The sequence below is a fragment of the Williamwhitmania taraxaci genome (assembly GCF_900096565.1).
In the GTDB taxonomy this organism is placed as follows: Bacteria; Bacteroidota; Bacteroidia; order Bacteroidales; family Williamwhitmaniaceae; genus Williamwhitmania; species Williamwhitmania taraxaci.
Genome location: NZ_FMYP01000052.1, coordinates 19,414 through 29,382, shown reverse-complemented (window position 1 = coordinate 29,382; position 9,969 = coordinate 19,414). Strand labels below are relative to the sequence as shown.

Annotated in this window: 14 protein-coding genes; 3 read left to right on the top strand and 11 right to left on the bottom strand. The window is 42.9% G+C overall.

Annotated features, from left to right (window positions below):
* The 11 genes from BLS65_RS12740 to BLS65_RS18340 form a co-directional block, all read right to left on the bottom strand.
* Positions 1-163: helix-turn-helix domain-containing protein (locus BLS65_RS12740; RefSeq protein WP_139180967.1), on the bottom strand; the 163-nt coding region annotated here is incomplete at its 3' end.
* 123 nt (positions 164-286) lie between these two features.
* Positions 287-469, bottom strand: coding sequence for a hypothetical protein (locus tag BLS65_RS12735; RefSeq protein ID WP_092439595.1), 183 nt, complete (start codon positions 467-469; stop codon positions 287-289).
* A gap of 83 nt (positions 470-552) precedes the next feature.
* A complete protein-coding gene (locus tag BLS65_RS12730) occupies positions 553-2,004 on the bottom strand; it encodes a TlpA family protein disulfide reductase (RefSeq protein WP_092439593.1) in 1,452 nt (483 codons plus the stop codon).
* A gap of 62 nt (positions 2,005-2,066) precedes the next feature.
* Positions 2,067-2,243: a hypothetical protein gene (locus BLS65_RS18345; protein WP_170830118.1), complete on the bottom strand. Its 177-nt coding sequence runs from the start codon at positions 2,241-2,243 to the stop codon at positions 2,067-2,069.
* Between the two features lie 127 nt (positions 2,244-2,370).
* Positions 2,371-3,288 (bottom strand): S41 family peptidase, encoded by a 918-nt coding sequence (locus BLS65_RS12725; RefSeq protein ID WP_092439591.1) that lies wholly within the window; start codon positions 3,286-3,288, stop codon positions 2,371-2,373.
* Between the two features lies 1 nt (position 3,289).
* Positions 3,290-3,757: a S41 family peptidase gene (locus BLS65_RS18020; protein ID WP_125869867.1), complete on the bottom strand. Its 468-nt coding sequence runs from the start codon at positions 3,755-3,757 to the stop codon at positions 3,290-3,292.
* 153 nt (positions 3,758-3,910) lie between these two features.
* Positions 3,911-4,096: a hypothetical protein gene (locus tag BLS65_RS12715; protein WP_092439587.1), complete on the bottom strand. Its 186-nt coding sequence runs from the start codon at positions 4,094-4,096 to the stop codon at positions 3,911-3,913.
* Between the two features lie 182 nt (positions 4,097-4,278).
* Positions 4,279-4,542, bottom strand: a complete 264-nt coding sequence (locus BLS65_RS12710) for a hypothetical protein (RefSeq protein WP_092439585.1) — start codon at positions 4,540-4,542, stop codon at positions 4,279-4,281.
* Positions 4,543-4,846: 304 nt separating this feature from the next.
* On the bottom strand, positions 4,847-5,230 hold the full coding sequence (locus BLS65_RS12705; protein ID WP_092439583.1) for a LytTR family DNA-binding domain-containing protein: 384 nt from the start codon (positions 5,228-5,230) through the stop codon (positions 4,847-4,849).
* Positions 5,231-5,255: 25 nt separating this feature from the next.
* Positions 5,256-6,029 carry a tetratricopeptide repeat protein gene (locus BLS65_RS12700; protein ID WP_092439581.1) on the bottom strand — a complete coding sequence of 258 codons (774 nt, stop codon included), beginning with the start codon at positions 6,027-6,029 and terminating at the stop codon, positions 5,256-5,258.
* Positions 6,030-6,033: 4 nt separating this feature from the next.
* Positions 6,034-6,192, bottom strand: a complete 159-nt coding sequence (locus BLS65_RS18340; protein ID WP_170830116.1) for a hypothetical protein — start codon at positions 6,190-6,192, stop codon at positions 6,034-6,036.
* Between the two features lie 365 nt (positions 6,193-6,557).
* On the opposite strand from BLS65_RS18340, the gene tig reads away from it, so the two are divergent.
* The 3 genes from tig (at position 6,558) to clpX (ending at position 9,932) form a co-directional block, all read left to right on the top strand.
* Positions 6,558-7,916 carry a trigger factor gene (gene tig / locus BLS65_RS12695; protein WP_092439579.1) on the top strand — a complete coding sequence of 453 codons (1,359 nt, stop codon included), beginning with the start codon at positions 6,558-6,560 and terminating at the stop codon, positions 7,914-7,916.
* 19 nt (positions 7,917-7,935) lie between these two features.
* Positions 7,936-8,619 carry an ATP-dependent Clp endopeptidase proteolytic subunit ClpP gene (gene clpP, locus BLS65_RS12690; RefSeq protein WP_092439577.1) on the top strand — a complete coding sequence of 228 codons (684 nt, stop codon included), beginning with the start codon at positions 7,936-7,938 and terminating at the stop codon, positions 8,617-8,619.
* An 86-nt stretch (positions 8,620-8,705) separates the two neighbouring features.
* Positions 8,706-9,932, top strand: coding sequence for an ATP-dependent Clp protease ATP-binding subunit ClpX (clpX, locus tag BLS65_RS12685; protein WP_092439575.1), 1,227 nt, complete (start codon positions 8,706-8,708; stop codon positions 9,930-9,932).
* The last annotated feature ends 37 nt before the right edge of the window (positions 9,933-9,969 follow it).

Here is a 9,969-nt window from a genome sequence, read left to right as displayed (position 1 = left end):
CGTTGCTCTCGTAAATGCCCGTTTTGGCATCCCTGTTCCTGCGAATCTCCCGGGATATCACGGAAGGGCTTCGGTTGATAAACAGGGCTATTTCTTTTTGTAGCTTGCCTTGCTGTAGCATGAGGGTAATTACATACCTTTGCTCTTGGTTGATGTGCGCCATTACAACTTATTTTTAGAGGACTTAGGGGGTAAAGAACCACATTTTTTCCATCGGAGCAGCGAAGGTGAGTAATTCTCATCTTCCTGTTCTGAAAAAATGCAATTCCTTTCTCTCCAATCAATCCTATAAGTTGCATTTGTTACTTGAATTTAGGATATTATTACTAATTTTCTCGAATACAACTACCTCCACCAGATCCACACCAATATGCAGCACGATCACTAGCACGACCATCACCAGAATACGTCCCAGTCCATACTGCGGATCCATCACTACAGGAACAACTGTAAGCAGCAGCTTGTCCACCCTTTACCATCTTTTGCTCTTCGTTGCTAAGAACGGCCATGCTGCTTAGGCTTAAATAATAGGCACACAACAGCTGGGGTAACCTATTTTCCTAGCAGCTCCTTAAGCCTATAATCCAACTCTTGATTAAAGCTAGGGCGGGGCATATCGTTATCGAGAATTTTGCCATCGGGTGATACCAATACATAGCGGGGAACACCCAATTTCTCACCCTTATTGTATATAGCCGTTCGGAGGTTGTCATAGAATGCCTTACTGACGCGATAGTGATCGCCCTCCAACCCCGATGAGGTGGCCACACTCCGCCATGCCTTTTCGGCCTTATCGCTATCAACCGAAAGGTAGAGCATTTTAACGCCATACTTTCCCAAAAGTTTATGCACCTGTGCCGAGTGAGCAAACTCCATGCGGCACGGATTGCACCAGGTTGCCCACACATCAATAAACACATAGCTACCTCGGTAATTTTCCGATAGAAGAGAATCGAGGGTTGAGTATTGCCGCGAAGAATCAATAAAGTGAACGCTGGTGGCCGAGAGTGCTTTCCGCTGAAAATACTGTTCCTGCAACCTCTCCAAATATGGGGTATAGCCGCTTTGGGGGAACTCCTGCTTATACAGCGCGAACCCTTTCACCACATCAAACTCATCAGCAGCCATTTCAAAGTTCACCCTAATCCCCCTAGCAAAGAGCATAGACTGCACCCACTTTGGTGTATATGCTCTATTTACATATACCTTAAAGGTGGACCATTTTTGCTTCTCCTTTAAGGACAATGGATAGGTTTGAATACAAATTGGCCAATTCATACATTTCATCACCATTGTGGCATATGAGAAAAGCATCCGATTTTCCACACCAAAAACATTTAACTTGATCACGGTGCTATGGCGAAAGCTATCAATCGCAGCTGATTTCGTTCCCTCATACTTACTGTCGAGCGGATCATGCAATGAGTTGGTGCATGAGAACTCCACCTCTCGTTTTATTAGTGCATTGTACTCGGGAGTAATAAGCCCTAAGGATGCGATGCTATCGTACGGCGAGACAAAAAGTTGGACCTGTTTCTCGGCCAGTATTCGAATACTCTCTGGCTTGGCTGTTTCCGCAATATCAATAAAACTCTTCCATCTCACAAAAGGATTGATACCATAATACTTGTGGTTGTAATACTCATGCCCGGCAGCGTTAGAACCTCCAATTGTGAGTTTTGGGGGAGAGTGCACGTCGTATTGAAGGGTAACAAAGAGGCTATCGCCGGGAAATACAAGCAATAATACGGACAGTTTCCCAACCTTCATAATGATAAATGCAGGCTGCAATATTGGCAAAACGGCACGAAAAGAGCTATCGGCCTTAATGGGGTAGCTATCGGCCTCTGTAACAAATTCGCGGTTAAAGAAGCCATCGATAGGCATAGGAATGCTAACCACCGAATCGCCCACAAAGGTGCTAACCTTCCCGGTTACTACGACCTGTCCATTCCCCGATAAACTGAATAAAAGAAATGCAATTACAGCTACATGTCGAATCATAAAACCAATTTTTTTTAGAAGTAGAGGAAGGGATAACCCACCCCCTACTCCATATTTGAAACTTAAACTTCAGTACAAGTTCCTCCGTATTCACACCAATTCATGGTAGATCCCTGAGTTGCATCAATATCGTCATAATTGCCATACCAACCACCTACACCTAAATCACAGGTGCATCTAAAACGTTGGAGTTGTCCACCCTTTACCATCTTTTGCTCTTCGGTGCTAAGAACGGCCACGCCGCTTAGGCTTAAAGTTGACCTAGAAAAAGGCTAGGGTTTATCTCGCCACTCTTAACATACAATCAGTTAACCCAAGTTGCATTTGTGAGTTGAATCTTGCGAATTATAAAACGACCACTTCATACTATTTACATTTATTAAAGAAATTCAACAAATCACAATCATCAACAAAAACATCTGGAATAACGGGGGTGAATTCCCGATCTCCATTAGGGCGATAGTAGCGAGCAGAAGAAACAAGGAGAGGAATTTTAGAATTCGGCAACATAAAAACAAGAAAATTCCCAAAAGAAGATCCCATACCTCCAGTTGCTCGTCCAATCAACTTACCTAACTTATTGTCTTGAACTATTGCACAAAAAGCACTAGCTGTGGAAAAAGTTCCTTCATCACACAAAACATAGAAACGGCCTAAATATAAAGGAGACTTCTTAGGAGAATAGCGCAGGGAGTTTGCATTCAACTCACATTGCTTACCGATGTTAGCTTCATCAGGATATTTGAACCTATTCCCGTAAGGTTTTCTATCCAGCAATTCTTTACTAACCTTATACTCTACCCTTGAGAAATAAGGAATAGAGTCCTGCGTTAAATGAGCAAAGAATGCGTCATAAACCTTTGTTGTGCCACCAATATTTCCCCTTAAATCAAGAACAAATCTTGAGACCCCCTTTTTTTCTGCATCGGCAAAGGCTTTGTTTATATATACAGAATCAGTTGCACTACCAAACTTAAAATACTGCAAAACCGCAATATCATCCGATATTAATACTCTATAGGCACCATTTTCCCAGTTGTATAAAACAGGTATAGAGTCAAATGCATTCAGCACTTCGACAACACCCCCAACTTTACTATAAAATGACGGTTGGCTAACACCCTTAAGAAGGGTTGATTTAACCTGTAACGTTGGGGTCTCATAGACAACCGAAAAATGCTTATCCATTCCGCCATAAAGCCATAACTCACGGGAAAATGTATTCTGAGTTATAAATGATTTTCGGAATAAGCGATTTTTACCATAATGGTTTTTCTCCATCATATTAATCACCCCCCCCCATTGCAATTCCGTTGATATTCACCACTCTATCACCTGACCTCAATGAATCACTTTCTCTTATAGGAGTAACTACATAAGCACAAGTATCAGAAAATCTTAACGCCAATGGAAGTATTTTTGATCCCCAAAAAAAACCTTTCATCTGAGTCTTATATGGCACATCAACTCGAGTATGTCCGTCATCAAGTCGAGCAACCATAGGATTAACATAACAGTAAAACTGTTTTTGACTAACATTCCCTTCAACCATACAAAGCCGCTCAACATCTCGGCTTATACTATCAAACTCACATTCAGTTAATGTAAAGAAAGGATCGGGATGCACATTACACAACTTTGTTTTTAAATACTTTAGATCGGCATTTACCTCCGATTGATTGTATTTTGGTAATGAGCAACCACAAGCAACAAAAACACAAAACACAAATAAGCAACGATTAAGACAATTCACACACCTAGGATTTGAAAGAATGATTTAGAAAAAACATAGCCACACACATTAACAAAACCCTAATACGTTAAGGAATAAGTTATTCAAATAGCAACAAAAAAAGAAACATATTAAAAGAGGGTGTCAAAATGTTTTTGACACCCAAGCAAACCACTAACTATACTTTTTATGACAAATACAACCACCTATCTGGATAGTTCCGCTACTCATTGCAAACCTTGCATCACAAGCACAATAAGCCATATCTTCTTGACCACCACTAACCTTTGTCATATCAATATCGCTAAGAAGAACTACATCACTAAGCCTTCCCATTTCGACAATTTTCAATTTTTTCATGTTCAAAATATTTTTCTACACCTACTCTATTCCAGGCTTTCGGTATCCGCCCTGCTTTGGCCAAAAACATAGCACAAGTATAAACAATCACACTGCCACGCCCCGTCAGTTTGCATAAGTTGCACATGCTGTATAGCACAATTCTCCCAATCGAGAAAAAAAAGCGTTGAACAACTAAGCCCCTACAGGCCGCCTTCCTCTTCGGGATTAAACCCCATCCGCAGGCGTCCCGGCCGAGTATAATAGTAGGTTTTTTGCTGCTTGCAGTAGGCAATGGGTAAGTTAAGGCATTTCAGCGCTTGTATCAAGCGGTAGATAGAACGTTCGCTTGTATCAAACATTTCAGCCAACTCGGAAGGTGTTCCTGTGGCTTTGCGGTATATTAGATCGTCAACTCGCGAAATAAACGCAGCAATGGCATCCAGATTTTCAGGATTAATGGTCATAGGTTTGGTTTTTGTTTTAACTATGTCTTAAACGTGCGAGGCATACCCCTTCATATATCTATGCCCAAAATCATCATTTCGTGACAAGCTATTTTTAACTATTTTTGCACAAGAGGACAATTTAGACTAGCAGCTACCTTGCATGCGAAAGATTACAATTAGTTAAATTAAACAACAGAGGAAACTGCAAATCAAAAAGATAACCCGCCAGCCGAAAAAAATATAAACGAAAAACACCCGAAGCGTTGAGCACACTTCAGGTGTATTCCGAACAGGAAAGATAATGACTCCGATGTTCGTATGCTTAGCCGATTTGGCGTTGCTGGGCAAACCACATCTGCTCCATTATTTTAAAGATCGTATGGCGTTGGTATCGAGGTATTAAAATCTCCTCCCCACAATCCATTACGAGTGTTGTGTCATTCAGCATAAAGAAGCTATTAATCCTCGACACATTTACCACATGGCTCCAACCGCAGCGAAAGAATACATCCTTGGGGAGCATTTCTTCAAAAACGTATAGCGGAGCAAAAACTTGCTTTCTACTACCATTATCCAGCACTACATAGGTTCGAGTATCCACCGATTCAAAAAACTGGATGCACTTTATGTCAATTCCCTTTAGTGCAGCTAAAACATCCAACTCATTAAATTTTGTAATTGGCGCGGCAACAAGTTCTAGTTCCATGGTATATTCAATTAATAATAATTTGCTATTTATGCATTTCCGTAAGTAAGGCGGTTGCCTTTGCCGACATAGGGCTATCTGAAGTAGCGAGCTTCACCAATAACTTTTGGGCAGCCTCACTATTTTCCTCGGCAAGGTGGCAGAGTGCCAAATACCAAACCGACTGATCCACGAACAACGACCCCGAAGTGGTTACATGCTCAAGTGATTGGCGTGCCTCAGCGAATCGACCAAGTTCCATATAGCTAAGTCCTAGATAAAACTTTACGGTTACAGAGGTATCCCCACCTTTCACCAACGATTCGAAGTCATCGGCAGCAGTGGCATAGAAGCCTCCTTGATAGGCGATCATGCCTCTGAAAAAGTGTGATTCGGAGGATAGACCCCCACCCGTTCGCACAATCCTCACTGGAGGATAAGGCTCGAAGTGTTGGGCATAAAGAGCCACAGGAGTCTCCTTTGTGAGGAAGGTTGCATGCATTGCCAAACCGCCTGCTGCAATTCCCGCCAAAGTGGCAGCCGCATAGAAATATCGTTTAAAGCGAGAAAAGCGCTGCAAATTTTCTTGATGCGTGCTTTGAAGCGAATTATTCTCTTGCCATGCAACGGCTAACCTCTGCCTTAGACGATCAATTTCAACCTCGCCCACAATAGATTCCAACTCCTTACGGAATCGGAACTCACGACGAAGCGAAAAATCCACAGCCAATCGTTGGGCCAACCAATTGGCCTCATCCTTGGAGATGGTGCCATCGATTCGCTTCTCGAGAAGCCGAATTGCGTTATAGTTGGTTGCCATTTACTTATTTTTTTATCAAAATAATGGGATTTGGACAGGTGGTACCATCCGTGCTTGTTGTGTATGGGCCATCGCCACCCAATACAGAACCCATTTGAGCATTGCTTAAAAGTTCAAAATTATTAGCATCAAAAATCCGGGTGTTGTTTTTCTTTGTTTTCATAGTTTTAAATTTTAAGTTGCGAAGGGTACCCCTTCACTTATATATGCCAAAAACGGTCATTTCGTGACAAGCTTTTTTGAAGTTTTTTACGAATATTTTATTTTGATACTGTTTTTCAACGCGTTACAAGGTCAAAAAAAACATACTTTTGAAATATTGTTTTTTTGCACAGAGTTTGTATCTCTTCCGGCAATTCTCTACCTTTGTGCGCTAAATTTCGCATAAGACAGAGCTGTTAATCAACGGAATATACATATAGCGAAACCGATGGGTGTAAATTACCCTAAGACAAGCAAGTTAAGATAACCGTACGGTTTACAGGAAATAGAACTAGAATTATTACATTTATCTAAATTGTTCTGGAGATGAATATTGTAAAGGAAAACGTTGAAGGGCTCAACGAGGTATTAAAGGTAACAGTAGAACAAAGCGACTATCAAGATCGAGTTGCCAAGGGTCTAAACGATTATCGTAAGAAAGCCAAGATTGACGGTTTTAGGCCAGGTATGGTTCCTGTTGGGATCATCAACAAGCTTTACCGTAAGCCCATAATGGTTGAAGAGATTAATAAAATGGTATCAGAAGCCATCTCCAAGTATATCTACGAAGAGAAACTAAGGCTTCTTGGCGAACCTATGCCAAGTGAAACTCACCAAAAAAATGTTGATTGGGATAACGATACTACTTTCGAATTTGCATTCGACCTAGGTCTTGCTCCAACAATCGACCTAAAAATTAGTGAGAAAGACAAGTTGCCATACTTCGAAATAAAGGTCGATCAAGAGCTTCGCGATAGCTACATCACTAGCTACCGCCGTCGGTATGGCAAGATGCTTCCGGGTGAAATTGCTGGCGAAGAGGATGTTATTCGTGGAAAAGTTGAACAACTCGGCACCGATGGAAACCCAATGGAAAATGGAATTGCCCTTGACGACACTTTCGTTTCCCTCAAAATAATTACCGACGCTGAGCAAAAAAGCAAATTTGTGGGATCAAAGGCTGGCGATATTATCGACTTCGATATTCGCAAAACCTTTACCAACGACACCGACTTGGCTGCGATGCTCAAGATCAACAAGGACGAAGTAGAGTCCCTCACCCCTGCTTTCCGATTTATCCCCAACGAAGTTCGCTCTTTCCAGGATTCAGAGATCAACCAAGAATTCTTCGACAAGGTTTATGGCGAAGGCATTGTTAACTCGGAAGAAGAATTCAAGCAACGCGTTGAAGCCGACATCCGCAGCAACCTCAGCCGTGAGTCTGACTTTAAGTTTATGATCGACGTCAAGGAGAAGTTAATGGAGAAGACCAAGGTGGAACTCCCCAACAACTTCCTAAAACGCTGGTTGTTTGCCATAAATGAAGGCAAGTTCACCATGGAGCAAATCGAAAAGGACTTTGAACACTTTGCTAACGACCTCAAATGGCAACTTATCCGCGACACCTTTGCTGTGGAAAAAGAGATTAAGATTACCGAAGAGGATGTGCTCGAAAAAGCCAAGGAGTTTGCAATGGATCAGTTCAAGAACTATGGCTTCCTAAACGTACCCGACTCCGAAGTTGAGAACTTCGCTCACCGCATCCTTAGCAACAAGGAAGAGGACAAGCGTATTCGCGAAAAGTTGGTTGAGGACAAAGTTATTGAAGCAATAAAGGGCATCGTGAAGCTCGACACAAAAGAAATCTCAACCAAAGAGTTCGATAAGCTGTTAAATAGCAAATAACATAATATACCAAGACCAGATGGATAGGAACAATGAATTCAAAAAGTATGCCCACGGTCACATGGGTATCAGCAGCTTGAACCTGCACCGCTTCCAATCGATGCAAAGTAGCTATATCTCCCCAACAATCATCGAGGAGCGTCAGCTAAACATCGCCACCATGGACGTGTTCTCACGCCTTATGATGGATCGTATCATCTTTTTGGGCGTGCCCATCTCCGATGACGTTGCAAATATCATTCAGGCACAGCTGCTCTTTTTGGAGTCTACCGACCCATCAAAGGATATCCAGATCTACCTCAACACTCCTGGCGGATCGGTATACGCCGGTCTTGGAATATACGACACCATGCAGCTGATCTCCTCCGATGTGGCAACCATATGCACAGGAATGGCAGCCTCAATGGGTGCAGTATTGTTGGTGGCAGGTCAAAAAGGAAAGCGTAGCGCCCTTACCCACTCACGGGTGATGATTCATCAGCCAATGGGTGGTGCCGAAGGTCAAGCCTCCGACATCGAAATTACCGCGCGTGAGATAATGAAGTTGAAAAAAGAGTTGTACGATATCATCGCACTACACTCGGGCAAATCGTTCGAGCAAATCGAAAAAGACAGCGACCGCGACTACTGGATGAAGTCCGAGGAGGCCTTGGCTTACGGTATGATTGATGAGGTTATCACCAAGAATAAGGAGAGAAAGTAATAGCTTTCCCTTTAATACTTAAAGCCGGTCGGTAGCCCTAAAAAAGCGCCAACCGGCTTACATACAAAAATACAACACGAAGAAACATGGCAGTAGATAAGTGCTCATTTTGCGGAAGAACGCGCAAAGAGGTGAATTTGCTCATCAACGGACAGTCGGGATATATTTGCGACCTCTGCGTAGAGCAGGCACACCTTATCGTGAACGAGGAGGTAAAGAAGAAGAGCAACTTTTCTATTTCGGACGTTCAACTTTTAAAACCCGCTGAAATCAAGGCGTTTCTCGACCTTTATGTAATCGGACAAGGGGACGCTAAGAAATACCTGTCGGTCGCCGTTTACAACCACTATAAACGTCTATTAAGTAAAGATATCGCATCCACCGACGAAGTGGAGATTGAAAAATCGAACATCGTCTTGGTTGGCGAAACCGGAACCGGCAAAACCCTTCTGGCGCGTACCATTGCCAAGATGCTTCACGTACCGTTTACCATTGTCGATGCTACAGTTCTCACCGAGGCTGGTTATGTGGGCGAAGACGTAGAGAGCATCCTCTCGCGCCTGCTTCAGGTGGCCGATTTCAATGTAGAAGCGGCCCAAAAGGGTATTGTCTTTATCGACGAAATCGATAAGATTGCCCGCAAGAGCGACAATCCCTCTATCACTCGCGATGTATCGGGCGAAGGCGTTCAGCAAGGGCTGCTCAAACTACTCGAGGGCTCCATTGTAAACGTTCCGCCACAGGGAGGTAGAAAACACCCCGATCAGAAGATGATTCAGGTGGATACCAAGAATATTCTCTTTATCTGCGGTGGTGCATTCGACGGTATTGAGCGCAAAATTGCACAACGTCTCAACACCAAGGTGGTAGGCTACGGTGCGGCTAAGAAAAATGCAGAAATCGATCGGGGAGATCTTCTCCAATACATCGCACCACAGGATCTGAAGGCATTTGGTTTGATTCCTGAGATTATTGGTCGATTACCTATCCTCACCTACCTAAAACCACTCGACAGGGAGACCCTGCGCCAAATACTTACCGAACCCAAGAACGCCATCACCAAGCAGTACGAAAAGTTATTTGGCATGGACGAAATCAAGCTCACCTTCACCGAAGAGGTACTTGAGTATATTGTGGATAAGGCCGTGGAGTTTAAGTTGGGTGCACGTGGACTACGCTCCATATGCGAGGCAATTATGATTGATGCCATGTTCGAGATGCCATCGGAAAAGCCTCAGGAATTCAAGGTTACCCTTGAATATGCAAAGGAGAAGATGGAAAAGATCAATGCAAATAAATTAAGGGCTGCATAGCTATTTTATATTGACTTTTAAAAGCCATCCTTTGGGG

What these genes read in the sequence shown, in the direction of transcription:
- BLS65_RS12730 (WP_092439593.1), bottom strand. Translation starts at nt 2,004, where the DNA reads ATGATTCGACATGTAGCTGTAATTGCATTTCTTTTATTCAGTTTATCG.
- BLS65_RS12725 (WP_092439591.1), bottom strand. Translation starts at nt 3,288, where the DNA reads ATGATGGAGAAAAACCATTATGGTAAAAATCGCTTATTCCGAAAATCA.
- BLS65_RS12715 (WP_092439587.1), bottom strand. Translation starts at nt 4,096, where the DNA reads ATGAAAAAATTGAAAATTGTCGAAATGGGAAGGCTTAGTGATGTAGTT.
- BLS65_RS12710 (WP_092439585.1), bottom strand. Translation starts at nt 4,542, where the DNA reads ATGACCATTAATCCTGAAAATCTGGATGCCATTGCTGCGTTTATTTCG.
- BLS65_RS12705 (WP_092439583.1), bottom strand. Translation starts at nt 5,230, where the DNA reads ATGGAACTAGAACTTGTTGCCGCGCCAATTACAAAATTTAATGAGTTG.
- BLS65_RS12700 (WP_092439581.1), bottom strand. Translation starts at nt 6,029, where the DNA reads ATGGCAACCAACTATAACGCAATTCGGCTTCTCGAGAAGCGAATCGAT.
- BLS65_RS18340 (WP_170830116.1), bottom strand. Translation starts at nt 6,192, where the DNA reads ATGAAAACAAAGAAAAACAACACCCGGATTTTTGATGCTAATAATTTT.
- tig (WP_092439579.1), top strand. Translation starts at nt 6,558, where the DNA reads ATGAATATTGTAAAGGAAAACGTTGAAGGGCTCAACGAGGTATTAAAG.
- clpP (WP_092439577.1), top strand. Translation starts at nt 7,936, where the DNA reads ATGGATAGGAACAATGAATTCAAAAAGTATGCCCACGGTCACATGGGT.
- clpX (WP_092439575.1), top strand. Translation starts at nt 8,706, where the DNA reads ATGGCAGTAGATAAGTGCTCATTTTGCGGAAGAACGCGCAAAGAGGTG.